At 48.5% G+C, this 25,104-nt stretch carries 29 protein-coding genes; 19 read left to right on the top strand and 10 right to left on the bottom strand.

Translation table 11 applies throughout. The features are described from left to right. Together ACNA7P_RS09460 and ACNA7P_RS09455 are read left to right on the top strand one after the other, a co-directional pair. A partial coding sequence (locus tag ACNA7P_RS09460) for a YifB family Mg chelatase-like AAA ATPase (RefSeq protein ID WP_416258382.1) occupies nucleotides 1-1,026 on the top strand: 1,026 nt, incomplete at its 5' end. A 157-nt stretch (nucleotides 1,027-1,183) separates the two neighbouring features. Then, a complete protein-coding gene (locus ACNA7P_RS09455) occupies nucleotides 1,184-1,867 on the top strand; it encodes a hypothetical protein (RefSeq protein WP_416258381.1) in 684 nt (227 codons plus the stop codon). Between the two features lie 86 nt (nucleotides 1,868-1,953). Here ACNA7P_RS09455 and ACNA7P_RS09450 read toward each other — a convergent pair whose 3' ends face one another. Next, on the bottom strand, nucleotides 1,954-2,559 hold the full coding sequence (locus ACNA7P_RS09450) for a hypothetical protein (RefSeq protein ID WP_416258380.1): 606 nt from the start codon (nucleotides 2,557-2,559) through the stop codon (nucleotides 1,954-1,956). 183 nt (nucleotides 2,560-2,742) lie between these two features. Between ACNA7P_RS09450 and ACNA7P_RS09445 the strand changes: the two genes are divergently transcribed. The 3 genes from ACNA7P_RS09445 to ACNA7P_RS09435 are packed head-to-tail and all read left to right on the top strand — an operon-like array spanning nucleotide 2,743 to nucleotide 5,314. Further along, nucleotides 2,743-3,708, top strand: coding sequence for a PLP-dependent cysteine synthase family protein (locus ACNA7P_RS09445; protein ID WP_416258379.1), 966 nt, complete (start codon nucleotides 2,743-2,745; stop codon nucleotides 3,706-3,708). A gap of 14 nt (nucleotides 3,709-3,722) precedes the next feature. After that, nucleotides 3,723-4,895 (top strand): trans-sulfuration enzyme family protein, encoded by a 1,173-nt coding sequence (locus ACNA7P_RS09440; protein ID WP_416258378.1) that lies wholly within the window; start codon nucleotides 3,723-3,725, stop codon nucleotides 4,893-4,895. Beyond that, nucleotides 4,895-5,314, top strand: coding sequence for a VOC family protein (locus ACNA7P_RS09435; protein WP_416258377.1), 420 nt, complete (start codon nucleotides 4,895-4,897; stop codon nucleotides 5,312-5,314). The genes ACNA7P_RS09440 and ACNA7P_RS09435 overlap by 1 nt, the downstream gene beginning before the upstream one ends. A gap of 114 nt (nucleotides 5,315-5,428) precedes the next feature. Here ACNA7P_RS09435 and ACNA7P_RS09430 read toward each other — a convergent pair whose 3' ends face one another. From ACNA7P_RS09430 to ACNA7P_RS09420, 3 genes are all read right to left on the bottom strand, one after another. Then, nucleotides 5,429-6,502 carry an alanine racemase gene (locus ACNA7P_RS09430; protein ID WP_416258376.1) on the bottom strand — a complete coding sequence of 358 codons (1,074 nt, stop codon included), beginning with the start codon at nucleotides 6,500-6,502 and terminating at the stop codon, nucleotides 5,429-5,431. Further along, entirely contained in the window at nucleotides 6,499-7,494 is a 996-nt protein-coding gene (locus ACNA7P_RS09425; protein ID WP_416258375.1) for a threonine ammonia-lyase, read from the bottom strand. The genes ACNA7P_RS09430 and ACNA7P_RS09425 overlap by 4 nt, the downstream gene beginning before the upstream one ends. A gap of 82 nt (nucleotides 7,495-7,576) precedes the next feature. Continuing rightward, the gene (locus ACNA7P_RS09420; protein ID WP_416258374.1) at nucleotides 7,577-7,990 is read right to left on the bottom strand and encodes a zinc ribbon domain-containing protein; all 414 of its coding nucleotides are present in this window, start codon (nucleotides 7,988-7,990) and stop codon (nucleotides 7,577-7,579) included. Between the two features lie 262 nt (nucleotides 7,991-8,252). Between ACNA7P_RS09420 and ACNA7P_RS09415 the strand changes: the two genes are divergently transcribed. Continuing rightward, entirely contained in the window at nucleotides 8,253-8,849 is a 597-nt protein-coding gene (locus tag ACNA7P_RS09415; RefSeq protein WP_416258373.1) for a YhgN family NAAT transporter, read from the top strand. Between the two features lie 12 nt (nucleotides 8,850-8,861). Next, complete coding sequence (locus ACNA7P_RS09410; protein ID WP_416258372.1) at nucleotides 8,862-9,449, top strand: YjaG family protein; 588 nt, start codon at nucleotides 8,862-8,864, stop codon at nucleotides 9,447-9,449. Here ACNA7P_RS09410 and rsmD read toward each other — a convergent pair. Next, nucleotides 9,446-10,054, bottom strand: coding sequence for a 16S rRNA (guanine(966)-N(2))-methyltransferase RsmD (gene rsmD, locus ACNA7P_RS09405; protein WP_416258371.1), 609 nt, complete (start codon nucleotides 10,052-10,054; stop codon nucleotides 9,446-9,448). The two genes, ACNA7P_RS09410 and rsmD, sit on opposite strands and share 4 nt — an antisense overlap. Before the next feature lie 164 nt (nucleotides 10,055-10,218). Here rsmD and ftsY point away from each other — a divergent pair, with 164 nt between their 5' ends. From ftsY to ACNA7P_RS09380, 5 genes are all read left to right on the top strand, one after another. Next, complete coding sequence (ftsY, locus tag ACNA7P_RS09400; RefSeq protein ID WP_416258370.1) at nucleotides 10,219-11,514, top strand: signal recognition particle-docking protein FtsY; 1,296 nt, start codon at nucleotides 10,219-10,221, stop codon at nucleotides 11,512-11,514. A 68-nt stretch (nucleotides 11,515-11,582) separates the two neighbouring features. Next, nucleotides 11,583-12,284, top strand: a complete 702-nt coding sequence (ftsE, locus tag ACNA7P_RS09395; RefSeq protein WP_416258369.1) for a cell division ATP-binding protein FtsE — start codon at nucleotides 11,583-11,585, stop codon at nucleotides 12,282-12,284. After that, entirely contained in the window at nucleotides 12,284-13,282 is a 999-nt protein-coding gene (gene ftsX, locus ACNA7P_RS09390) for a permease-like cell division protein FtsX (RefSeq protein WP_416258368.1), read from the top strand. Before ftsE ends, ftsX begins: the two co-directional genes overlap by 1 nt. A gap of 204 nt (nucleotides 13,283-13,486) precedes the next feature. Further along, nucleotides 13,487-14,344: an RNA polymerase sigma factor RpoH gene (gene rpoH, locus ACNA7P_RS09385; RefSeq protein WP_416258367.1), complete on the top strand. Its 858-nt coding sequence runs from the start codon at nucleotides 13,487-13,489 to the stop codon at nucleotides 14,342-14,344. Between the two features lie 32 nt (nucleotides 14,345-14,376). Beyond that, the gene (locus ACNA7P_RS09380; RefSeq protein ID WP_416258366.1) at nucleotides 14,377-14,631 is read left to right on the top strand and encodes a YkgJ family cysteine cluster protein; all 255 of its coding nucleotides are present in this window, start codon (nucleotides 14,377-14,379) and stop codon (nucleotides 14,629-14,631) included. A 15-nt stretch (nucleotides 14,632-14,646) separates the two neighbouring features. On the opposite strand, the gene ACNA7P_RS09375 is transcribed toward ACNA7P_RS09380, so the two are convergent. Then, nucleotides 14,647-15,822, bottom strand: a complete 1,176-nt coding sequence (locus tag ACNA7P_RS09375) for a murein hydrolase activator EnvC family protein (protein ID WP_416258365.1) — start codon at nucleotides 15,820-15,822, stop codon at nucleotides 14,647-14,649. A gap of 56 nt (nucleotides 15,823-15,878) precedes the next feature. Continuing rightward, complete coding sequence (gene gpmI / locus ACNA7P_RS09370) at nucleotides 15,879-17,444, bottom strand: 2,3-bisphosphoglycerate-independent phosphoglycerate mutase (RefSeq protein ID WP_416258384.1); 1,566 nt, start codon at nucleotides 17,442-17,444, stop codon at nucleotides 15,879-15,881. Between the two features lie 227 nt (nucleotides 17,445-17,671). Here gpmI and ACNA7P_RS09365 point away from each other — a divergent pair, with 227 nt between their 5' ends. From ACNA7P_RS09365 to gpsA, 3 genes are read left to right on the top strand one after another with little or no spacing between them, the layout of a single operon-like run. Continuing rightward, a complete protein-coding gene (locus tag ACNA7P_RS09365; protein ID WP_416258364.1) occupies nucleotides 17,672-18,115 on the top strand; it encodes a rhodanese-like domain-containing protein in 444 nt (147 codons plus the stop codon). A gap of 50 nt (nucleotides 18,116-18,165) precedes the next feature. Then, a complete protein-coding gene (gene secB / locus ACNA7P_RS09360) occupies nucleotides 18,166-18,672 on the top strand; it encodes a protein-export chaperone SecB (protein WP_416258363.1) in 507 nt (168 codons plus the stop codon). Nucleotides 18,673-18,688: 16 nt separating this feature from the next. Beyond that, nucleotides 18,689-19,705: an NAD(P)H-dependent glycerol-3-phosphate dehydrogenase gene (gene gpsA / locus ACNA7P_RS09355; RefSeq protein ID WP_416258362.1), complete on the top strand. Its 1,017-nt coding sequence runs from the start codon at nucleotides 18,689-18,691 to the stop codon at nucleotides 19,703-19,705. A 1-nt stretch (nucleotide 19,706) separates the two neighbouring features. Here gpsA and slmA read toward each other — a convergent pair whose 3' ends face one another. The 3 genes from slmA to coaBC all read right to left on the bottom strand — a co-directional run bounded on the left by slmA (nucleotide 19,707) and on the right by coaBC (nucleotide 22,082). Then, the gene (gene slmA, locus ACNA7P_RS09350) at nucleotides 19,707-20,300 is read right to left on the bottom strand and encodes a nucleoid occlusion factor SlmA (RefSeq protein ID WP_416258361.1); all 594 of its coding nucleotides are present in this window, start codon (nucleotides 20,298-20,300) and stop codon (nucleotides 19,707-19,709) included. Nucleotides 20,301-20,361: 61 nt separating this feature from the next. Next, nucleotides 20,362-20,820 (bottom strand): dUTP diphosphatase, encoded by a 459-nt coding sequence (dut, locus tag ACNA7P_RS09345; RefSeq protein ID WP_416258360.1) that lies wholly within the window; start codon nucleotides 20,818-20,820, stop codon nucleotides 20,362-20,364. Then, nucleotides 20,817-22,082: a bifunctional phosphopantothenoylcysteine decarboxylase/phosphopantothenate--cysteine ligase CoaBC gene (gene coaBC, locus ACNA7P_RS09340; protein ID WP_416258359.1), complete on the bottom strand. Its 1,266-nt coding sequence runs from the start codon at nucleotides 22,080-22,082 to the stop codon at nucleotides 20,817-20,819. Before coaBC ends, dut begins: the two co-directional genes overlap by 4 nt. A 312-nt stretch (nucleotides 22,083-22,394) precedes the next feature. Between coaBC and radC the strand changes: the two genes are divergently transcribed. The 4 genes from radC (at nucleotide 22,395) to ACNA7P_RS09320 (ending at nucleotide 25,024) form a co-directional block, all read left to right on the top strand. After that, nucleotides 22,395-23,066 (top strand): RadC family protein, encoded by a 672-nt coding sequence (gene radC, locus ACNA7P_RS09335; protein ID WP_416258383.1) that lies wholly within the window; start codon nucleotides 22,395-22,397, stop codon nucleotides 23,064-23,066. Between the two features lie 148 nt (nucleotides 23,067-23,214). Beyond that, nucleotides 23,215-23,451 (top strand): 50S ribosomal protein L28, encoded by a 237-nt coding sequence (gene rpmB / locus ACNA7P_RS09330; protein ID WP_416258358.1) that lies wholly within the window; start codon nucleotides 23,215-23,217, stop codon nucleotides 23,449-23,451. A gap of 28 nt (nucleotides 23,452-23,479) precedes the next feature. Next, nucleotides 23,480-23,635, top strand: coding sequence for a 50S ribosomal protein L33 (rpmG, locus tag ACNA7P_RS09325; RefSeq protein ID WP_007420939.1), 156 nt, complete (start codon nucleotides 23,480-23,482; stop codon nucleotides 23,633-23,635). Nucleotides 23,636-23,839: 204 nt separating this feature from the next. After that, nucleotides 23,840-25,024, top strand: coding sequence for a DUF418 domain-containing protein (locus tag ACNA7P_RS09320; protein ID WP_416258357.1), 1,185 nt, complete (start codon nucleotides 23,840-23,842; stop codon nucleotides 25,022-25,024). The last annotated feature ends 80 nt before the right edge of the window (nucleotides 25,025-25,104 follow it).

Below are 25,104 nucleotides of genomic sequence, written 5' to 3'. Positions count from 1 at the left end.
AGTGTATTACCGTTCATTGAACCGCAGCAACTACCACCGCAGCCGCAAGGTATTGCAGACATCGCTGATGTACATGGCCAAGAGCGAGCTAAACGCGCGTTGTTGCTCGCGGCAGCTGGCGGCCATCATGTACTATTTGTGGGGCCACCAGGTACCGGCAAAACGATGCTGGCGCAGCGATTGGTTGGCTTAATGCCGCCTTTACCGGAGCCGGAGGCGCTGGAAGTAGCGGCCATTAGTTCACTTACGGGCGAGAAATTTCAAGCGCAAAGCTGGCGGCAACGCCCCTTTCGCGCGCCCCATCATTCTTGCTCTGCAGCTGCCTTAGTTGGTGGGGGTGTTGGCATACCAAGGCCTGGCGAAATAACTTTGGCTCACCGTGGCATCTTATTTATGGATGAGCTTACCGAAACACCTCGGCATGTACTTGATTCACTGCGTGAGCCATTAGAATCCGGGCGCGTGAGTATTAGCCGCGCTCGGCAACAGGTTACGTTTCCTGCGCGATTTCAGCTGGTGTGCGCATTAAACCCTTCTCCGTGTGGCACCTTTAATGGCGATATACAAAGCTCGCGGTCTACACCGGAGCAAATCTTAAAGTACTTGGGAAAGATTTCAGGCCCATTCTTAGATCGTATTGATTTACAGGTAGATGTGCCACGGCAACCGGAAACGCTTCGATTGGCGCAAAGTAGCCAACAAAAGAAAGGAGAATCGTCGGCGCTGTTGCAGCAAAATGTTGTGGCTGCGCAGCAAATACAGCTGCAAAGGCAGGGGTGTTTAAATCATGCGCTGAGCGCGAAAGAATTGGCAAAAGTAGCGCGGCTAGATGCCTGTGATCATGATTTTTTGGTAACCGCGATGGAGAAGTTTTCGCTTTCGCACCGGGCATATCATCGTACGTTGCGGCTAGCGCGCACGATTGCGGATTTAGCGGAAGAGCCCGAGCTAAAAAAAGAACATGTAATGGAGGCGTTAAGTTATCGCGCACTTGATGCGTTATTGAGCCAATTACGCGAGCTTTAGTATGCTTTTGCCTCTTTACTAGTGCACGGAATTTCCCAACTACGGAAGATGCCTTTTTAACCGATGTTTGTTATTCTGCAGCGCATAACACCTACTACTTCACTGTTGTTCGTAGTAATTGCAGTGTAACTATGTGAGACAACGCATAAGAGGGCCTATGCAACAAAAGCAGCCGCAACAACAGAGCTCTACTTCTAGTGAGCAAGCAAATAGTGAGCAAACGAAACTTGATCTACCAATGCCGGCGCAACAACGCGCGATGTGGATTGGCTTATCCATTTTATTGCTTACCATTCCAGTTTGGTTTGATGCCGTAGCAATGCCCGGTGATTATCTGTTTATATGGCGCTGGACCGAAACGCAGGTGATTTTCGAAAGCTTGATTACCACTGGCTTTCTTGTTGCAGCTATTGCTGGGTATTTCACTTTACGTAGGGGCGTAGGTGATTGGCAGCATTGGAAAATTGCTCGGCTTGGCGTAGGTATTTGGATTGCGATGATTGCGCTACTCACGTTGTTTAGCTTGGTAATGTATTACGCTGGCAATCAGCAAGCGATTGATACCTATGAAGGTGAGGGTTACACCATATCGGCATTAGGATCAGGTAGTGCAGATAACAGCCAAATTTTTGTGGTAATGAGTTGCGATTATCGTGGTGTGTATAAGCGAGTGATTCATTTGGATCGTTTTGTGGGCGCCGATAATGTGGAGTTTCGCCGCGATGGGCAAACATTGTTTGGCCATTACACGCTGGAAGGGCGCGAATTGCGCTATCAAGAATATGATTTAGAAGCGCTGTACCAACAGTGTTTAACGGGTGATTCACCGCGGCCGTTCTAGTGCGAGCGCGCATGGGCTGATTAAGATACAAAAAATGCCGCACTTCAGAGTGCGGCATTTTGTTATTTGTTGCAGGAAAGCAAAGATTAATACTGGTAATGATCTTCCCAGCCCCAAGGAGCTTGTGGCGCTTCTACAGGGTTACTTAAATCTACATCTACGTGGAACTCGCGGTTTTCACGCGATAACCGGTAGCGGAAAGTGTTTTCGTCTGGGAACGACATATACCAAGTGTTGGTAAGTGATACGGTAGCATCAAGCTCAGTAAAGAGTTGCTTGCTGAACTCGTCTACAGGGAAGGCTTGCTCGTAAGGAGTGCCCGGAGAAATTGTGCTACCGCCGTACATGGTCATTGGATCATCGCTGCCATCTGCTAAACGGTGATCATGTTTTAATTCAAGCCCAGTAGCTGTTTTGCTAATAATCCACGTACGTGAATGATTATCGCCTACATGCAGCGGAATACGAATGCGTGTATCGGTGCACTCACGTACTTCGATAACAATGCGGTTGTTCATCCACGTTTGATCGGTTTCCGGATCGCCAGATGTAACTCGACCTTCATAAGCGTTGCCACAGTGGGCTAAAATTGCATCAAAGAATGCATCTTGTGGGTTTTGCTCGGCTGGCGTGCAGGCTGCAAGTGCTGCAGTGGCACCTACCGCTAGCAGATGAAATTTGTTTAGGCGCATGGTTATTCCTCGTTGTAAGTTTGTTAACCCTTAATAAACTATCACATAAAGTACTTGCTTAGAAATAAGTAGCATAGATAGTGAGCGCCGTTCCTTGTAGAATAGCAGTCACTTTTTTAACCGCTGTTGTTTATTGGCAAGAAAAATACGCAACAGGCAATTGAATTAATAGAAGGCAAACCCATGCAGGTATTTAATAACGCGCTGGAAATGATCGGGAATACGCCAATGGTTCGCGTGAACCATATAGATACGGGCCCGTGCGAACTATATTTGAAGTTAGAAATACAAAACCCAGGTGCTTCGATTAAAGATCGTATTGCGGTTGCCATGATTGCTGCGGCAGAAGAGCAAGGCAAAATTAAGCCGGGCGATACCTTAATTGAAGCTACCGCCGGTAACACGGGTTTAGGTTTGGCATTAGTAGCGGCGCAAAAAGGTTACAAGTTAATCATCGTGCTGCCAGACAAAATGAGCCGTGAGAAACTGTATAACTTGCGTGCCCTTGGTGCAGAAGTTATTGAAACGCGCTCTGATGTGCAAAAGGGCCACCCTGAGTATTATCAAGATTTAGCGTTACGCCTTTCTGCAGAGCGCGGTGCGTTTTATATCAACCAATTTGAAAACCCTGCTAATGTGCAGGCGCATTACGATACCACTGGCCCAGAAATTTGGCAGCAAATGGAAGGCAAACTAGATGCTTTCGTGTGTGGCGTAGGTTCTGGCGGAACGCTTACCGGCGTGGGCCGTTATTTGCGTGAGCAAAAAGCAGATATGGAGCTGGTGTTAGCAGATCCCGATGGTTCTATTTTGGCGCCATTGATTAATGAAGGCAAAGAAGTAGAAGCCGGCAGCTGGCGCGTTGAAGGGATTGGCGAAGATTTCATTCCCGTAATTTGTGAAATTGCCTTGGCTGGAAAAGCCTATAGCATTAGCGACAAAGAATCATTTGCGGTAGCGCGTGAAGTGCTATTGAAAGAAGGCATTATGGTAGGCTCTTCAAGCGGCACGTTAATCGCTGCTGCGCTGCAATATTGCCGCGAACAAACTGAACCGAAGCGTGTGGTTACTTTGGCCTGTGATACCGGTTGCCGGTATTTATCCAAACTATTTAATGATGAGTGGTTAAACGCTCAAGATTTCGGTTAAGGAGTATTTATAATATGCGCGATACGAAACATTTAGCATTTGCCACCCGTACTATTCATGGTGGCCAAGAGCCAGAGCCTGTTACAGGAGCAGTAATGCCACCCATCGTAACTAGCTCTACCTATATTCAACCGAGCCCAGGTGAGCATTCTGGCTTTGAATACTCGCGCTCGCAAAACCCAACTCGGTTTGCGTGGGAACGGTCTATTGCCAATCTAGAAGGCGGCAGCCGAGGCTATGCGTTTGCCTCGGGTATGGCTGCAACCTCTACGATTTTAGAATTGCTAGATACCGGCGATCATATGGTAGCGATGGACGATTTATACGGCGGTAGCTTTCGGCTTTTCGATAAGGTGCGTGGTCGTTCTGCGGGCCTTGAGTTTAGCTACGTTGATCTTACTGATATGCAGGCGCTGCAAGCTTCGTTTACGCCAAAAACTCGCATGGTGTGGATAGAAACGCCAAGCAACCCAATGATGAAGTTGGTAGATATTAAAGCGGTTGTTGCGGCAGCTAGAGCACACAACCCAGATATGATTGTAGTGGTGGATAACACCTTTGCTACGCCATATAACCAACTGCCGTTGGCTATGGGTGCCGATATCGTAATGCACTCTGCTACCAAATACTTGAACGGCCACTCTGACATGGTGGGTGGCGTTGCTGTGGTGGGCGAACGGGAGGATCTGCAAGAGCAAATGGCGTTTTTACAAAATTCAATTGGCGCTATTGCAGGGCCATTTGATGCGTATTTAGCGTTGCGCGGCGTGAAAACCTTAGCGCTGCGCATGAAGCATCATAACCAAGCCGCATTAGAAATCGCGACCTGGTTAGAGCAGCATCCACGGGTGAAAAAAGTGATTCACCCTGGTTTAGCAAGCCATCCACAGCATGAGTTAGCGAAAGCGCAAATGAGTGGCTTTGGCGGTATGATTTCTATTTTCTTGGATGGCGATCTCGATACCGCACGGCGTTTCCTAGAAGCGGTTGAGATTTTTGCTTTAGCAGAATCTCTTGGTGGCGTAGAAAGCTTAATTGAGCACCCAGCCATCATGACCCACGCCTCAATTCCGGCAGAGAACCGCCAGAAATTAGGTATTCACGATAACTTTGTGCGCATTTCGGTGGGCATTGAAGATACCCAAGATTTAATTAACGATTTAGCACAAGCCTTGGAGAAAATGTAATGGCGGTTGCCCCATTTCATTTAGCTATTCCGGTAGATAATCTTGCCAAAGCACGCGCATTTTATGGTGATTTACTTGGCTGCGCTGAAGGGCGCAGCAGTGATCACTGGATTGATTGGAACTTCTATGGCCATCAATTGGTTACCCATGTAGCACCAGATCGTTTGCTACCACCGGTAAGCAATCCTGTGGATGGCCATGATGTACCGGTGCCGCATTTCGGTGTGGTATTGGATATGCCAAGTTGGCAAGAGTTGGCTGATCGCGTGCGTGCTGCCGGAATTCAATTTGTAATTGAGCCCTATATTCGCTTTCAGGATAAACCTGGCGAGCAGGCCACCATGTTCTTTTATGATCCGGCTGGCAATGCGTTAGAATTCAAAGCGTTCGCTGATATCGAGCAACTGTTTGCCAAGTAGTGCTTTGCGAAAAAGTATTTCGCGAAAAAGTACTTATGCGTGCATAACAAAATGAACATAAGTGTCGCCAGTTAGCGGCAAGCATGGAAAGCCTCGGAGTTACTCCGGGGCTTTTTAGATTACTACACACTCACCATGAAATGCCGACATAACCAAGCAAGAATGGGCCGGCACAATCACTAATAAATCGCTTAGGCTGAGTTCTTTTAGCATGGCATCGGGCACCCGCACCTTGCCGTGCTCTTGCGATACACCAATTAATTGAGCGCCTTGAATAGGGCCACCCCAACCACTTTTGGTTTGGTGCACTACTTGGCCAAACACCGGTTTCCCATCTACGCTAGCCCAATCTTTGCTGAAGTGCACTGCGCCCCCATGCACTACCACTTCGCCGCGCTCTGGGTAAATGCCAATAATTGGGCAGGCGAGCGCAAGGGCAACATCAGACCACTCGCAAGCGCCAATGCGTTGTTGCTGCCAATCATAAAACACATAATTGCCAGGTCGAATTTCATCAGCGCCGGGAAACTCATGCATACGGCTGCAGGTTGGGGTGTCGCCTACACTAATGCGCAATGTTTCGGCATCAGGTAAGTGCGGCAACAGTTCCTGTAAACGCTGCAAGCTTTCGTGATGAATTTCGGCAATACCAATATCGCCACGGGCGTTATAGCTATTGCCCGCATGCAGTAATAACCCGAGCTGGCGCACATGGGGAACATTGCGGGCATGGGTTAGGATTTGCGCGATTAACTCGTGCTGGCGCCAGGAAATGCCGGTTCGGCCGTAGCCAGCATCTACTTCGATATACACATCTACTGGGTTTTGTATGCGCTCAACAGTGCTAAGAGCGGCCATGCTTTCGATGGTTAAGCCTAAAGTTACTTCGCTGGCTAAGCGGTTATAGGCAGGCAAAGCGCGCGGGTTCAAAGGGATGGCAATCAGAATATCTTGCCAACCAGCGCTGGCGAACATGCGGGCCATATCGGCCGAGGAAACCGCAATAGGGGTGGTTGCAGGATTACCAAACCATTTCCCAATACTCACTGATTGGTGGGTTTTGAAATGCGGCCGTAGAGCTACCTCAGCAGCTACTGCCTTTTCCTGCATGCGCTTGATATTGCGTTTGGCTTTCTTACTATCTACCAACACTTGCGGGCCAATAATGGTATTCCAGTTGATACTCATGGGTGTAACTCCAGCGGTGTAACCGGCCATGGTAGTTGAGCAACATCAACGTTGCCGCCACTTAAAATAAGGCCAATGCGTTTGCCACGGAAATGCTGTGGGTATTTGCAAACTGCCGCGAAAACGGTGGCCGATGAAGGTTCAATTACGAGCTTTAGGGCTTGCCATAGGGTTTGCATGGCGTTTACTACTTCGGTTTCAGATACTAACAACACGTTGTTCACCATGGTTTGTAGCACCGGAAAGGTATGTTGCCCTAAACTGGTAAGTAAGCCATCGCAGATGCTTGTGGGGGGCAGCGCTGGCTGAATACTACCGGTTTGTAAGGAATGCCAACCATCGCTAGCGAGCTCCGGCTCTACGCCAAATACATCCATTCCTTGGCTGTGGCCCACCATGGCGGTGCCAGAGAGTAAACCACCACCGCCTAGCGGGGTAATTAACACATCAAGTTCCGGTTCCGCTTTCACCAACTCCAGTGCGGCAGTGCCTTGGCCGGCCATAATCAGCGGATGATCGTAAGGTGGTATAAATGAGCGCTGTGCATCGTTGCGCGCTTGTTCATGAATGAAGTTCTCACGCGCGGCCATACCGGGTTCAATTTCTACGATCTCTGCTTGGTAGCTGGCAATATTGGCCTTCTTAACCGCTGGCGCATTCTTCGGCACCGCCACTTTTACGGCGATACCCAAAATAGCACCAGCGGCGGCCAATGCGGCACCATGATTACCGGAAGATACGGTAAACACCCCATGTTGGCGCTGCTCAGCCGTTAAATGTAGCAGTGCATGCACGGCGCCACGAAATTTAAAGGCACCTGTTTTTTGTAGGTTTTCGCATTTAAAGAATAGCTCAGCACCAGCTATTTTATTCAAGGTAGGGCTTTGCAGCACAGGAGTATGCACAATGTATGGGGTAATTAGTTTTTCGGCGCGCTGAATTAAATTCAAGTTCAACGCATCGCTACCAGCAATGTGCTGCCATCCCGTCACCAAGCTCTCCTAATGTAAACGCAACTAAGTAAACAGATTACAGTGACTGCTCTCCGCCCTGCCGGGCGAGGCTTCCAACTTCTTAGGCAGCAACCAGCGCGTGGCCGGATTTACGCAAGCCTCCATTGGCAGGAGCCGACAGTCCTTCGGCTCTTAGCTTGATAATACCCTGCTGCCGGATATTAATCGCGGCGTTGATGTCGCGGTCAAGCTCTGCTTTACAAGCAGGGCAGGTCCAGTTGCGCACCGACAATGGCAAAAAATCCACCTTGTGGCCGCAGCATGAGCAGGTTTTGGAGCTGGCGAACCACTGATCAATTTTAACCAGATGCTTGCCCTGTTCCTTGGCCTTGAGCTTCAGGCCGTGGCGTTTGTGTTGTGAGCTAATGATATGCAGCGCCTTGTTGTAAACGAACCGCGCAGCACCGAACTGGCGGTTGAGAAATTCCGCCTGTTCAGGTGTGGGATAAATGCGTATTTTGGTCGCTTTTAACATGACATATTAACCACTGTATACATATACAGAATACTTGCACTGACCTGCACTTGCGTCAAGACTTTTTACTACTATAAAATCGACGCCTTATATCCCCGCTCGAATGGGCGAGGGTTTACGGCGTAATTGCTAAACTAGTGCTATTGCTCTAGTAAACCTGCATAAATCAGGCGCGCTTTTCGTATTCCAGCGGCAGTAAAATTGTCAATCTGGTGATATACTTAGCGCCATTACACGCAATTCGATATGTTAGGGAAAGTTCATGGATACCGTTACCGCTGCGATAACCTTGCTACTGATTATGAATCCGCTGGGCAACTTGCCCATCTTCATCTCGGTACTGCGGCACGTAGATCCGAAACGGCGTAAAAAAGTGCTGATTCGCGAACTGTTATTTGCGCTATTTTTCATGCTGCTGTTTCTGTATTTAGGTACGGGTATGCTCGCTTGGCTGGGGTTACGCCAAGAATCGGTAAGTATTGCCGGTGGTATTATTCTATTTATTATCGCGTTGCGGCTTATTTTCCCACAACCAGGTGGTGTACTTGGTTTGCCGGCGGGTGATGAGCCCTTTATTGTGCCGTTAGCCATCCCGTTAATTTCGGGCCCATCGTTGTTAGCAGCGTTGCTGCTATTAGCGAACCAAGCGCCTGATCAAATGCTAGATTGGACCATTGCTTCGGTAGCGGCTTGGGCAATATCGGCCACCATTTTGCTGTTTAGTGGCTTTGTATTAAGGGCGTTAGGGCAGCGCGGGCTAAATGCCATCGAGCGTTTGATGGGTTTGATTCTGATTATGATTGCTGTACAAATGTTCCTTGATGGCATTATGCAGTATTTGGCAACATCGGCCTCATAAAAGGCGGTTTTCATGGCACGTAAAACAATATTCCAACAGATTCGTGATCTCGATTTAAAGCACCAAGGCGTGCTGGCAGCGTATTTATGCGAGCGCATGCTACCTAACTATGATTTGTTTCATGTCAGCACCGAGTTTGGCGATCCAAAAGTACTGCGCGGCGGCCTGAATGCGGTGTGGGATAAGTTGGCGGTGAATAAAGGCGCCGATTGGCAGCGCTGGCAAGAAAAGCTGGAAGAATGCACCCCAAGTGAGCAAGAGTTTGATGTATTGGGGATGTTTCCTGCCATTGCCGCTTGTACCGCGTTAAGTAGCTTAATGCAGGGTATTGAAGATCGGGATGCCGCGCCGCTGTTAGATGTGGCAAAAATATCGCAAGGTTCAGTGGCCCATTTTCTTGAGCTCGGCGAGTTTGCCGATATCGAGGATGCGGGCCAGCGGGCTGTTGCCATCGAGCAGCACCCGTTAAGCCATTATGAAATTGAAGTTCAGCAAGCTATGGTGGCATTTCTGCAAGATAGTGCCGATATCGATAAAGAGCTTGTGCGTGAAGTACGCGCCATTGCTCGTGATGAAGGCATGTCGAATTTAGGCCTTTAAGCAGCGGTTACCTGATATAGCCGATACGCCACTTGCCCCGCCGTTTTTTCTCGGTGCAAACGCCAGTTTGCTGGTGTTGTGAAGGTAAGTTGTTGCTCACATTCAATGTACACCCAACCCTGATTGGCAACAAGATTTCCAGCCGCGAGCTGGTCAATGCATGGTTGCAGTAACGCCTGATTAAATGGTGGATCTAGCAACACAAGATTAAATGTGCCAATCGTTCCATGTAACGTGGCTAGTGCATCGGCACAAATAACCGTTGCCCGATCTGCTGCAGCCAGCGTGGCTACGTTCTGTTGCAATTGCCGCGCAGCCTGATTGGCTTTCTCAATCATCACCAATTCGCGAGCACCGCGAGAAAGCGCCTCAAAGCCCAAACTGCCCGTACCGGCAAATACATCGAGTACCCGCGCATCACGCAACTCAAACTGCAGCCAGTTAAACAGTGTTTCTTTTACTCGATCAGTAGTTGGCCTTAAGCCCGGTAAATCGGCTACTGGCAGCTTACGGCCGCGCCATTGGCCACCAATAATTCGGATTTGGCCACTAACTGCCGCTTTGCCGTTGCGCGTTGGCGCGCTCTGTGGCCGCTTCTTCGCCATGCTAACTCCTGGGTGGTATGGTGATAATAGCGCTATGCGTTACCTATTTGTCGCTATTATAGTGCACCTTGCGCTGCAGTATAAGGGCGAGTTGTGGCCGTACACATAAGCACCGAACAATGCTATTATTAGCGCTTCTCAGCGATGTATTGGAATTCTTGGTTATGGCAAAAAAACGTTCATTCTTATCTTCCCTTTTCGGCAGTAAAAGCGATGATGCTGCGGCAGATGCGCAGCGCGATACAGATCCGCAGCAGAATGAAAAACGAGCGCATGAGGAACAAGCCGAACAGGAGGAGCACATCGATGCTGCGGCGCAGAATACCCATAAGCCAGATGCGAGCGAAGCTTTGCCGAAAGAGGGCACGGATTTACCGAGCGCGGTAGATGATGCGGCAGCAATGCACAGCGGAACTACCCCTGCGGCAAGCGCAGTAGCAGATTCCGCAACCGCTTTGAGCGCAACAGCGCAAGCAAGTGAAGCCACGGCTGAGCGGCCTGAGAAAAAAGGCTGGTGGCAGCGCTTACGTGATGGTTTGAAGAAAACGTCGAGCTCGCTGGGAACTGGTTTAGCTGATTTATTTGTAGGCAAACAGATTGACGATGAGCTATTCGAAGATCTGGAAACGCAGTTATTAATGGCCGATGTGGGCGTGGAAACTACAGCTAAGATTATTGATGAGCTTACCGCGCATGCTTCTCGCAAAGAATTACAAGATGCCGAGTTGCTGTATACCCGCTTAAAAGAATTTATGGCGGAAATGCTAGAGCCGGTAAATGCACCGCTGGTTATCGATAACACTAATGGCCCATTCGTTATTTTAATGGTGGGCGTAAATGGTGTGGGTAAAACCACCACCATTGGTAAGCTCGCCCAGCAATTTAAAAGTGAGGGCAAATCGGTAATGTTGGCGGCCGGTGATACCTTCCGAGCGGCAGCGGTAGAGCAACTGCAGGTGTGGGGTGAACGCAACAGCATTCCAGTAGTAGCGCAACACACCGGTGCTGATAGTGCCTCGGTAATTTTTGATGCAGTACAAGCCGCAAAAGCCCGCGGAGTGGATGTGTTAATTGCCGATACTGCTGGCCGTTTGCAAAATAAAGCTAACCTAATGGAAGAGCTGAAGAAAATTGTGCGGGTAATGAAGAAGCTAGATGAAAATATGCCGCATGAAGTGTTGCTTACTTTAGACGCAGGTACGGGCCAAAATGCTATTAGCCAAGCAAAAATATTTAATGAAGCCGTTGGTGTTAGCGGCTTGGCTATGACAAAGTTAGATGGTACCGCCAAAGGCGGGGTTATTTTTGCATTGGCAAATCAGTTTAAAATCCCAATTCGCTATATTGGCGTGGGTGAAAGCTTGCTTGATTTACGCCCGTTTGTGGCGCATGAATTCGTTGCTGCATTATTTACCGATGTGCTTGCAGATACCGCAAAAAATAGTGCCAAGGCTGAATAGTAAAACGAAAGAATTAGAATAATAATAGCGCATTGCGCATAAGTTAATACTCACTAACAAGGTGTTGTATGATTCGTTTTGAGCAGGTAAGCAAAACATATCCGGGCGGATTTCAGGCCCTGAACAGAGTAACCTTTGCCGTTGAGCAAGGTGAAATGGCATTCTTAACTGGCCACTCTGGTGCAGGTAAAAGTACCTTGCTGCGTTTGGTGGCATTAATGGAACGGCCAACCCTTGGCCGCGTACTCATTAATAACCACGATCTGAGCAAAATCACCAATCGGCAAATACCTTATTTGCGCCGTGATATTGGCATGATTTTCCAAGACCACCGCTTGCTGATGGACAAAACCGTGTTCGATAACGTGGCTCTGCCATTGTATATCGAAGGTTATACCCAATCGGAAGCGCGCAAACGGGTGCAAGCAGCATTAGATAAAGTTGGCTTAGGTGGGCAAGAACGCAAATACCCTATTATGTTGTCGGGCGGTGAGCAACAGCGTGTAGGCATTGCCCGCGCTATTGTTAATAAGCCACCATTGCTACTTGCCGATGAGCCCACCGGTAACCTTGATCCTGCATTATCGTTGGAAATTATGAATTTATTTGAATCGTTTCACCAAGTAGGTGTTTCGGTGCTTATTGCTACCCATGATTTAGCCCTAGTAGCCCGCATGCGCCATCGTAATTTGGTGCTCAGAAACGGCGCCATGATCGATGATGGGCTAGCATCGGATGGTTATGAACCGCTTGATGAGGAGAGCTACTAATGGCCTTCATTACGCGTGGAACGAATCAAAAGCGAGATAATAAAAAAGGCGCAAGCGCAGTAAAAATTTCCTTGCTGCGCCGTTTTACCATGTTTTTCGTGAACAACTTCCAACAAGCATTGGGCAGTTTGGGCGATTTGTGGCGTACGCCAATGGCCTCATTAATGACCATTGCGGTATTAGGATTAAGTTTAACGCTGCCAACTACCCTGTATGTGGTGGTAAAGAATGCGCAAAGCGTAAGTGCGGAATGGGATAACGCGGCTGAAATTAACGTGTTTTTGCGCAAAGATTTACGCTCGCAAGAAGTGCAAACATTCCGAGAACGCGTGCGTTTAATGAACGAAGTGGAGAGGGTAGAGCTGATTGATAAAGAAGCTGGCCTTGCCGAGTTTCGGGAAATATCCGGCTTTGGTAGCGCACTCGATTACTTAGCAACCAACCCATTACCGGATGTATTGGTGGTAGTGCCTACGGCGGAATATTCTAGCGTTGAAAGAGCACGCAGCTTACTGCAAGCGCTGGAGCAGGAGCGCGAAGTTGCTTCTGCCAGCCTCGATTTAAAGTGGCTTGAACGTTTGCAGGGCATAGTGAAAGTTGTGGAGAACAGCGTAGCTGCTCTCGGTTTATTATTATGCACGGCCGTTATTCTTATTGTGGGGAATACCATTCGGTTAGCCATTCTAAATCGCCGTGATGAAATTATGATTATGAAATTAGTAGGTGCTACCGATGCCTATATTCAACGGCCGTTTTTGTATACCGGCTTTTGGTATGGGGTAGTGGGCGGCATTATTGCCTGGCTTGCCACCACCATTTTAGTGATCTGGATCGATTCGGCTATCGTTAAGTTTAGTGCCACCTATGAGAGTACATTATCGCTGCAGGGTTTGTCCCTACAAGATATGTTGGTGGTGTGGGCTGTAGCCATTGGTTTGGGGCTAATTGGGTCATGGATTGCAGTACGTAGGCATGTGAGTGCTATACAACCCCGTTAAAGGCAATCTTTTGGCTATTTTTACGCTGTCATCAAATGGTTACAATGTTGCGATATAACACACTTGCAAGAGCGCTCGGCTCTGCTAGAATGGTGTGTCGAACAGTATGCTGAGTGGAACTTATTGGCCTTGTGAAGGTCTATGTTGGAAGCGCAAAAAGCGTATATAAATAAGTACTCTATTCGCGGAAAGTGAGGGAAGTAAATGGCTGCACAAATTGAAGCAATGGCGTTAACGGTACCCCGCACGGGTAGCCTAGATGCCTACATTTCATCGGTTAATAGCATTCCGATGTTAAGTGCAGAAGAAGAGAAATCTTTGGCTGAGCGTTTACAGCAAGATGGTGATTTGGCCGCGGCAAAGCGGTTGATCATGTCACATCTGCGCTTTGTTGTGCATGTAGCACGCAGCTATCAAGGGTACGGATTGCCACAGGCAGACCTTATCCAAGAAGGCAACATTGGGCTAATGAAAGCCGTAAAACGCTTTGATCCAACCGTAGGTGTTCGCCTCGTTTCCTTTGCTGTGCATTGGATTAAAGCTGAAATTCACGAGTATGTGTTACGCAACTGGCGTATCGTGAAAGTAGCAACCACAAAAGCACAACGTAAATTATTCTTTAACCTGCGCAAGGCGAAAAAACGCTTGGGTTGGTTTACCAATGATGAAGTAGATACGGTAGCGCGCGAACTTGGTGTTCAGCCTTCCGAAGTAATGGAAATGGAATCACGCATGAGTGCCCATGATGCGGCATTCGATATGGGTGTTGATGATGATGAAAGTGGTGAAACCGCATTCTCACCTTCCCAGTACTTAGAAGATAAATCATCTGATGTTGCGGCGGTAGTAGAAGCTGAAGATTGGGAAGCCCGTGCGAATCGGCGTTTAGCCTCTGCACTAGCTAGCCTTGATGAGCGCAGCCGTGAAATCGTACGCGCCCGTTGGCTAAATGACAATAAAAGTACACTGCATGATTTAGCAGCAACTTATGAAGTTTCCGCAGAGCGTATTCGCCAGCTGGAACAAAATGCCATGAAGAAACTTCGCATGGCAATGCAGTAAGAACTTGCCAACGCTTAACGTATTGAGCAAGTATGGAATGTAGAGCAGGGTGCGGTGCCTGCTGCATCGCACCTTCTATTTCCAGCCCCATCCCCGGCATGCCGAATGGCAAACCCGCCAACACCCGCTGTGTGCAGCTTGATGTGCAAAACCTATGTAAAATATTTGCCAAACCAGAGCGGCCAGCTGTGTGCTCGGCGTTCACCGCGCAAGCATACGTATGTGGCGAATCACGCGAAGAAGCATTGATTTTATTGGCACAGCTGGAATGTGATAGCGCGCCCTAAGAGCTTACCGATATGCTAGCGCGCAATATACGGCGTTGGATTGATTGGGTTACCTTCATGGCGAATTTCAAAGTACAAACCACTTTCTGATTGGCCACCACTTCGGCCGGCTAAGGCAATTGTTTCGCCGCGGCGCACAGGTTCACCAATATCTTTCAGTAGCGCTTGATTGTACCCGTACAAGCTCATGTAGTTTTCGCCATGATCGATAATCACCACCATGCCGAAGCCACGTAACCAATCGGAAAAGATAATCCGGCCGTCGGCAATGGCACGCACAGGCGCTTCAGCGGCAGTTTCTAATACCACACCGCGCCAGCGTACTTCGCCGCTACGTTGGCTGCCATACGCATGTTTGAGGCGGCCTTGGGCGGGCCAACTAAGTTGCCCACGCATATCTGCGAGGCCACGTAAGTTGAAGTTTTGCCGTGACATGATTTCTTGTAACGCGGCTAACATCTCGCTGAGGTTTTGTTCATCGCGTAGCATATTTTGCAGAGCGGATTGTTCGGTTTGTTGCTCACGCTTTAAACGTGCCACCAATTGCTCTTGCTCCTGCTGCCTGCTAGCCAACGTTTGCCGTTGTTGTTCTTGCTGGCGCATGGTGGTTTGTAAACTTGCGCGCTGTTCGCGCACATCGGCTTCAACTACCTTTAATTGTTCTTCAAGCTGATGTAATTCCTCGAGCTTTGCTAACCGCTCGGCACTAATATGTTGATAATATTCCAGCATTCGCTCAAACCGAGCGGGGTTATCTTGGTTCAGTAACAATTTTAAAAAACCATGCTGGCCATTTTTGTAGGCCGATTCGATTTGTGCCGCTAACGCTTCTGCTTGCTGGGCTACTTGCGCTTGTAGCCGCGCTTGTTCTTGCTCTAGTTCGTAGATATGCCCTTCAACTGAAGCGATCTTTAGCTCGGTTTCGCGCAACTGGCGCGCTGCCGATTGCACTTGCGTTTCTAGGTTGCGCAGATCACGCTCACCGCTGCTTAAGCGTTGCTGGCGGCGTTCTATACTTTGCCGGCGTTGCTGAATTTCGTTCTGCAGCGATTGCAACTCACGTTGGGTACGCGCATGTTCGGCTTGTGGGTCTTGTTGCGCCACAGCATACGCGGCGGAAGGTATAAGTCCGGTAAGCGTGAAGCTTACGGGCATAAAAACTACCGTAACTGCCACAATGAAACTATGCATAAACCTCGGCATTAACCTTCGCATAAACCTCGGCACAAACCTACGTGATGGCATGGTTAATCCTGCACTTGCATCAGCACTTTGCCGGTCATTTCGGCAGGTTGCGGCATCCCCATAAGGGCGAGCATGGTTGGCGCAATATCCGATAACCGGCCGCCATCTACTGGGGTGGCCTTGCGGCCCACGTAGATTAACGGCACTAAGTTGCTAGTATGCGCTGTGTGCGATTGCCCCGTGGCATGATCGTTCATTTGCTCCGCATTGCCATGATCGGCGGTAATTAAACCTTCGCCACCATTGCGCTGCAATGCTTCTACTACCCGGCCTACTGCCGTATCAACTGCTTCACAGGCTTTTACTGCGGCCGCGAAATTACCGGTGTGGCCTACCATATCGCCATTCGGATAATTGCAGATCACTACATCGTAAGCTCCGCTATCTATGGCCGCTACCAACTCATCAGTAAGTTCTACTGAGCTCATTTCGGGTTGCAAATCATAGGTAGCCACTTGCGGAGAGGGCACTAAAATTCGCTCCTCACCCGGGAAAGTGTTTTCGCGCCCACCACTGAAGAAAAACGTAACGTGGGCATATTTTTCGGTTTCAGAAATACGCAGCTGAGTTTTATTGTGTTTAGCGAGCCACTCACCGAGCACGTTATCAAGAGCTTCAGGCGGATATGCCACCGGTGCTTGAATATCGGCTGCATACTCTGTGAGCATTACAAATTCAGAAAGCTGAGGGCTTGGTTCGCGAGTGAATTCATTAAACTCATCATCCACAAATACGCGGGTAAGTTCGCGCGCGCGATCAGCGCGGAAGTTCATAAAGAATACGGCATCATCATCTTGTACCGGAACGGCGCCATCAAGCCACGTGGGCTGCACAAATTCATCGCTTTCATCACGCTCATAAGCGGCGGCTAAGCCTTCTTCGGCGGTGCGTGCCTGTATGCCTTTACCTTGGGTTAGTAAACGCCATGCTTTTTCTACGCGATCCCAACGGTTATCTCGGTCCATCGCAAAATAGCGGCCGCAAAGGCTGGCAAACTGCACGCCCGGAAGTTCGTTAAACTCGCTTTCAAAGCGGGCAATTGAATCACCTGCTGAACGCGGTGGGGTATCCCGGCCATCCAAGAAGGCATGCACAAATACTTGCTTCGCCCCTTGGCTTTTTGCCAGTTTTGCCATTGCCATTAGATGATCTTCATGGCTATGCACCCCGCCTGGCGAGAGCAAGCCCATAATGTGCACGTTGCCATTGGCTGCAACTGCTTTTTGCAAAGCATTTACTAGCACCGGATTACTAGCAAAATCACCATCGGCGATCGCTTTGGTGATGCGCGTAAAATCTTGATACACAATGCGGCCTGCGCCCAGATTTACGTGGCCTACTTCAGAGTTGCCCATTTGCCCCTCAGGAAGGCCTACAGCCATACCTGAACCGTCAATGAGTGTGTGCGGCATGGTTGCATAAAGTTTATCGAGGTTTGGTGTATTGGCGTGTGCTATTGCATTATCGTCTGCCGGATCGCGGCTGCCCCAACCATCTAAAATAAGTAACGCGAGCGTTTTTTTGCGCGTAGATGGGGCGCCATTATTATCACCACCGTTGTTTACCATGGTGTTAGCTTGGGCGTTCGATTTTAAAGCGGCCATGCAGCATCCTCGATTCGATATCAGTTTGTGCAGAATTTGCCGTTTAGTTTACTGTATTTACAGATTAGAAGCACCTGCTTTGGGCAGATTTTACTGGTATCTGAGCGCTGAGCGGGTATACTCTTGCGCTAGTTTTTTAAGGTTTACCATCGCCCTATTTTGATGGTGCGAATTGTAAGTTGGGAGAGGTCATGGACCAATTTTTAGCATTTGTAACTGAACACTATATTCTAAGTGCACTTTGGGTAGTGGTGTTCGTTCTGTTGGTAATGGATATCGCGAAAAAGCGTTTTTCATCGATTCAGCCATTGCAACCACAAGAAGCGGTGATTAAAGTAAACCGCGGCGGCGTTTTCGTGGATACCCGCGGCGCAGAGGATTTTGCGAAGGGGCACATTCAGGGCTCGAAGAACATTGAATTGGCAAAAGTTCGCGCTGGTGAAGTAAAAGGCCTTGAGAAATTCAAAGATGCCCCCATTGTTACTGTATGCAACTACGGAAACACTGCCCGAGCCGCTGCCACAGCACTTGAAAAAGCAGGATTCTCTCAGGTGTATGTGCTGCAAGGTGGTTTGCAAGCTTGGCAAAATGCGAGCTTGCCGGTAGCAAAAACGCAGCAAAAAAAGAAAAAATAAAACGACAACGTTTTCTAATCCTTAAATTAAGTTAAAAGCAGGTAAGTACTATGGCTGACGAACAGCAAACTCAAGCAAACGGCGCTGCCGACAATCAACAACCAGCAAGCCAGTTCAACATTCAACGCGTTTATGTGAAAGATGTTTCTTTTGAAGCACCAAACACGCCAGCTATCTTCCGTAAAGAATGGAAGCCAGAGCTGAATGTAGATATGAATGTAAGCAACACCAAGCTAGATGAGAATATTTATGAAGTAGTACTTACCTTAACAGTGAAAAACACTGTTGAAGGCGAAACTGCATTCTTATGTGAAGTAGCTCAAGCGGGTATTTTCTCGGTACCAGAGAACATGCCTGAAGATGGTTTAGCACATACTTTAGCGGCGTTCTGCCCAAGCATTTTGTTCCCGTATGCACGTGAAGCAATCTCTGGCTTGGTAAGCAAAGGTACGTTCCCGCAATTGAACCTTGCACCAATTAACTTTGATGCAGTGTTTGCTCAGCACGTTCAGCAACAGCAACAAGCTGCGCAAGAGCAACCAAAAGCAGACGCTTAGGCGTTAGGTAAACATAGTGGCTGATACTTCATCGGTAACTGTATTAGGGGCGGGGTCGTATGGCACCGCCCTTGCTATCTGTATTGCTCGCAAAGGCCAGCGCACCATTTTATGGGGGCGTGACGAAGCACAAGTGAACGAAATGCAGGCAGCGCATGAAAACACGCGTTATCTTCCTGGTTGTCCCTTCCCTGAGCTACTACAGCTCGAACCTAACCTTGCAAAAGCGGTGCAAGCCTCCGATACGATTTTGGTGGTAGTGCCAAGCTATGGTTTTAAAGACGTGCTGCAACAAATTGCGCCGCACTTACGGCCCAATGCCGGTGTAGCGTGGGCAACTAAAGGCTTGGAGCCAGAAACGGGTCGCTTATTATCGGAAGTAGCTACCGATGTACTCGGTAATGAGCGGGCATTAGCGGTGTTGTCTGGCCCTACGTTTGCAGCCGAGATGGCGAAAGGAATGCCTACTGCTATTGCGGTGGCAGCCAATAAGCCAGGGTTTGTTAGTGATTTAGCGGAAGCTCTGCATTGCGATCGCTCGTTCCGGGTGTATCTGAATGACGATTTCATTGGTATGCAGCTAGGTGGCGCGGTTAAAAATGTAATTGCTATTGGTGCGGGCATGGCCGATGGCCTAGGTTTCGGTGCCAATACGCGCACAGCATTAATTACCCGTGGATTAGCCGAGTTAACTCGGTTAGGAATTGCACTAGGCGGTAAACCAGAAACCTTTACCGGTATGGCTGGGTTAGGAGATTTAATTCTTACCTGCACCGATAACCAATCACGCAACCGCCGATTTGGCTTGGCCATTGGCCAAGGCAAATCGGTAGAACAAGCCATGGCCGATATTGGCCAAGCGGTGGAAGGTTATCGCAATACCCGTGAAGTAGTGGCCTTAGCCAAGCGTTTCAACGTAGAAATGCCAATTTCAGAGCAACTTTACAAAGTGTTGTACGAAGGCAAAGAGCCGCTGCAGGTAGCGCAAGATTTACTTGCGCGTGCACAAACTAGTGAAAACCGCTCAGAATAAACTAAGCGTTTAGCAGTTGTTGTTCTAAAAGCTGCCACTGTGCGGCAAAATTATCGGTGGGCTTCTTCTTAAAGCTTGAGCGCACATATTGGCTTAGCTTTCCTTCCGCGTAGGCCATTACGATATTCGCCAGCATACCCTCATCGGCAGTAAAATCGATACCTTCGCGCATGCGCCGCTCGCGCAGAATCTGCTTTATTTGGGTTTCTAGGCGTTCGAACAAACTTACTACTCGGGCGCGTAAGCGCTCATGTTCACCCATTAATGCGTCACCAGTGAGCACGCGTGTCATGCCGGGGCTTCTTTCAGCAAATTGCAGAATTAACTGAATGATTTGCTGAACCCGAGCAAGGGTTTGTTTTTCAGATTCTAAAACTTTATTTACGCCGCCAAGCACTATGTCTTCGATATAAGTGATCAAATCATCGAACATTTTTGCTTTTGATGGAAAGTGGCGATATAACGCCGCTTCAGAAACGCCTACCTCGGCTGCTAGGTTTTTGGTAGTGATAGGTTGGCCGATATGCGTTTCCAACATATACGCCAAGGTACCAAGAATCTCTTCCTTACGATTCGGTTTACTCGATGTGCTCATTTGTGGTTTCCCTGATTATGGTATGGCTTATTAAATTGCCACTTAATGTTCTTTCTATTTTTTAATGGCGGCCAGATGAACCAAATCCACCGGCACCGCGTGAGCTATCGTTAAACTCACCTACTAAATTAAACTCAGCTTGCACTACCGGAACAATTACCAGCTGAGCTAAACGCTCACCAGGCTCAATGTGAAAGGTTGTGTTCCCGCGATTCCAAACCGAGATTTTTAATTCACCTTGGTAATCTGAATCAATCAAGCCCACCAAGTTACCCAACACAACACCGTGCTTATGGCCTAAACCAGAGCGGGGTAGAATCACGGCAGCTAGGCCGGGATCTGCAATATGAATGGCTAGCCCAGTACCTACGAGTTCTGTTTGCCCGGGTTCGAGAGTGATGGTTTCGCCAATGCAGGCTCGAAGATCAAGCCCCGCTGAACCTGGAGTTGCATAGGTAGGAAGTGGAAACTCTTTGCCAACGCGCGGGTCGAGAATTTTTACATCAATCGCTTTGCTCATGTAGTGCTCTTCTTGTTCTGAGTAATGGTGTTAGAGATGATTGCAACAAGCTCTGTTGCGATATTTAATTTACTATCGGCGGCTAGTTCAGTGTGTTGCTCTGCGGTAATTACTATTACTGCATTATGATCGCTATTGAAACCAATATCAGCATTGCTAACATCGTTAGCGATAATCATTTGCACGCCTTTGCGCTGCAGTTTGCTTTGCGCATATTCAATTACATCATTGGTTTCTGCGGCAAAACCAACACAATAAGGAGCTTCAGGTTGGCTAGCAACCCAAGCCAGAATATCTGGGTTCTTCACTAATTGCAGTTGCAACTCTTGCTCGCCCGGTTGCTTTTTCATTTTCTGCTCGGCTACGCTGGCAGGGCGGTAATCTGCCACTGCGGCGCAACCAATGAAAATATCCTGCCCAGGCAACGCATTGGCAACTGCAGTTAGCATTTCTTCAGCACTTACCACATCAATACGCTGCACCCCGGTTGGGGTAGCTAAACCGCAAGGGCCTGCAACTAAGGTAACGCGCGCACCAGCGGCATAAGCTGCGGCAGCTAGGGCAAAGCCCATTTTCCCCGAAGAGTAATTACTTAAGTAACGCACCGGATCAATCGCTTCGCGGGTGGGCCCAGCGGTTATCAAAATATGCTTGCCCGCCAATAGAGCGGTGCTGTTGGTAGCGTTATCTTGTTTCGCATGCAGTGCAGTAGCACCACTAAAAAAGTGTTCAACTTGCGCAACAATTTCTGCGGGTTCAAGCATGCGCCCAGCACCCACTTCGCCGCAAGCTTGCGAACCTTCACCGGGCCCCCAAATTAGCTTGCCATCATCTTCTAGCAAGTGCAGGTTGCGCTGGGTAGCGGGCGCACTCCACATTAGGCGGTTCATCGCTGGCACTAATGCAATGGGTGCATCGGTAGCTAAACACAGGGTACTAAATAGGTCATCAGCAAAGCCATTAGCCAAACGCGCCATAGCGCTGGCAGTAGCGGGCGCTACTACAATTAAATCGGCCCAACGCGCTAATTCAATATGCCCCATTGCTGCTTCTGCAGCCGGATCGAGCAAATCATCATGTACTGGGTGGCCAGAAACCGCTTGCAAGGTAAGGGGAGTAATAAATGCTTGCGCGCCTTTGGTCATTACCACGCGCACTTCCGCGCCATTATCTTTTAAACGCCGCACTAATTCGGGCGTTTTGTACGCAGCAATACCGCCAGTAACAATCAGCAATAGCTTACGCTTTAACAGGCTAGCCATAGTTGTATCCATGTAAGTAAATACTTACTGTAAAGATAACACGAGCCGCCACGTTTTTGCCATTGTGCTGTGCCCATTTCGGTGATTCTTTGAGCGCTAGCATAATTCGGCAATCTGCAAATGGCTGCGCATCGAATATTTACCCATCCCCATCCATACTTAAATATCAGCTAGGGAATGCTGCAGGAACAGGAGGTTCCGATGAGTGAAAAGTTAACCGCGATTACAGATAATGAAGTGCCGCTCGCAACTAGGCGTGCAACGGCAACTACCACAAATTGTGCAACAGCCATTGCACCACCACAAAAATTAATGATTAAAGAGTGGCAAGCCCATGAACGGCCGCGGGAGAAGCTCGCCACCTTTGGCTCCGCAAGTTTAACCGATGCTGAGCTACTAGCGGTATTGTTCGGTACCGGCACTGGTGGCAAAGATGTACTTACCTGGAGCCGCAGTGTATTACAGACCGCGAACGGTTTGGGTGGCTTACTGGCACTTTCGCAAGAGCGGCTACTAGAGATCCCCGGCATTGGTTTAGCGCGCAGCATGCAGGTGCAAGCCATATTAGAGGTTACCCGGCGTTACTTGGCGAGCACCTTACGGTCGGGCGAGGGGTTTACGCGGCCAGAAATGGTAAAAGATTATTTAGCAGCTCAATTACGCCACCAAGATCGTGAGGTATTTGCGCTCTTGCTACTAGACAGCCAGCACCGTTTGCTGCATTATTGCGAACTGTTTTACGGCACCATCAATGCGGCCCCGGTTTACCCTCGGGAAATCATTAAATTAGTGATGCGCCACAATGCCGCTGCCGTAATTTTAGCGCACAACCATCCTTCGGGGGTGGCTGAGCCAAGCCAAGCTGATCAGCGTGTTACTACGCGGATCAAAGAAGCACTCACCACCATCGATGTAGCCTTGCTTGATCATTTTGTGATTGGTGCTGGCGAAACCGTGTCGTTCGCGGAACGGGGCTGGTTATAAAAGATCTATTTTGATCTTAAAGAGCAAAAAATACGCGGCAAAGCTTGTATTTTGCGGCGATTTTTAGTATAAATTGCGCCCTCGATTTATAGGGCAAGGCCATCAGGGCGATTAGGCGAGCTTGCAAAGCAATTTCGGAGTAACGAACATGTCACGAGTATGTCAAGTAACAGGAAAGCGGCCAGTGGTTGGTAACAACCGCTCACACGCCAATAACGCGACCCGCCGTCGTTTCCTGCCAAACCTTCAATCCCATCGTTTTTGGGTTGAAAGCGAAAAGCGTTGGGTAAAACTGCGCATTTCTACTAAAGGTATGCGTATCATCGATAAGAACGGTATCGATTCGGTATTAGCTGATCTGCGTACTAAAGGCGTCCGGGTTTAATACCGGCTAGAACGAAAGGAATAATACGATGCGCGATAAAATTCGTCTGGTTTCTTCTGCTGGTACTGGATTCTTCTACACCACAGATAAGAACAAACGTAACATGCCTGAGAAATTCGAGATCAAGAAATTTGATCCAGTGGTTCGCAAGCATGTAATGTTCAAAGAAGCTAAAATCAAGTAATTGGTTTTCGCTACATTGAACATAAAAAACCCGCTTAGGCGGGTTTTTTTGTGCCTGCTAATTACTGTGTGAAGCTGCTGCAAGCAAGCTTTGTTACATATTAAAACTTGCCTAGAAGATATTCCGCTACTAATCTTTTGCCGATTGAAAAAAAACGTTAGCCGCTAGTGTAACTACAATAATAATGATTATTTGGAGCTCATTATGAGTACGGCAACTCCTACAGCGCCGCAAGAGCGCAGCCATTTACTCGATATCATTCGAGGTTTTGCATTACTGGGCATCTTGTTAATGAACATTGAATATTTTCAGCGGCCATTAACAGCAATGATGCACGGGTTTAATAGTGAACAAGCAGGGTTAGATTATGCCACTGCTTGGGGCGTATATACCTTTGTACAAGGTAAGTTCTATACCATGTTCTCGCTGTTGTTCGGTATGGGCTTTGTGCTCTTCCTTGATAGAGCAATGGCGAAAACTAGCGCGCCGAGGTTTTTATTTTTCCGCCGGGTATTCGTATTGGCGTTATTCGGGTTAATTCATATTGTGTACATCTGGGGTGGGGATATCTTAGTAACCTACGCTATTGCTGGTGCGCTTTTATTGTTGTTCACGAAAACACCCGCTAAACGCCTTTGGAAGTGGGGTGCCGCACTAATTATTATTCCTACGTTGCTGTTTTGGCTTGGTGCATGGGGCATTCAGATGGGGCTAAACTCGGCATCTGGCGCAGAAATGTTGGCTGATTTTGAGCAAACACGTATTGAGATGCAGCAAATGATAGCCATGGGGCATGAAGTATATTCTGCCGGTAGTTATGCTGAAGTGCTGCGTTATCGCTTATCGGAAGTAGCTCTCATGTATGGCGGTGGTGGAGCGATATTTTTTATACCTGTTGTTTTAGGTACCATTTTGATCGGTGCTGCATTTGGCCGTGCTGGTATTTTTACTAACCCGATCGAACATCGCAAAGCGATTCGCAATATGGTGTTTTTCGGTGCCATTTTTGGCTTGCCTAGTGCCTTGGTAGTGGGTATTTACGGGCTAGATATCGAGATGATGATTCCGAATTACCATGGGGCAATGATTTTTACCGTGCAAGCCATTGCCAATATTGGTTTGTGCTTTGCCTATATTGGTATTTTGGCCGTGCTGTATTTGGGCGGTAAAAAATGGATTCAGCATTTAGCGCCTGCGGGGCGTATGGCGCTCACCAATTACCTTACCCACTCTATCGTATTCACCATATTGTTTTACGGCTATGGCTTCGGCTTGTACGGCGACTTCGGGCGTTTCGCAACTACCCTGATGGCAATTGCGCAAACTCTCAACAATAACAGCCGCTGGCAATTTGCTGGCGGCTTTTTTGTAGTGCTGATGGAGCAATAGGTTCTTATCTGGGTGGATCTACCCGGTGGGCATTAGAGGCATTGTGGCGGAACCAGCCGGTAATACTAAAGCGCTCACGG

This window comes from Aliidiomarina sp. (genome assembly GCF_047920995.1).
Taxonomy (GTDB): Bacteria; Pseudomonadota; Gammaproteobacteria; order Enterobacterales; family Alteromonadaceae; genus Aliidiomarina.
The sequence above is the reverse complement of the archived record's forward strand: the minus strand, read 5'-3'. Positions and strand labels throughout refer to the sequence as shown.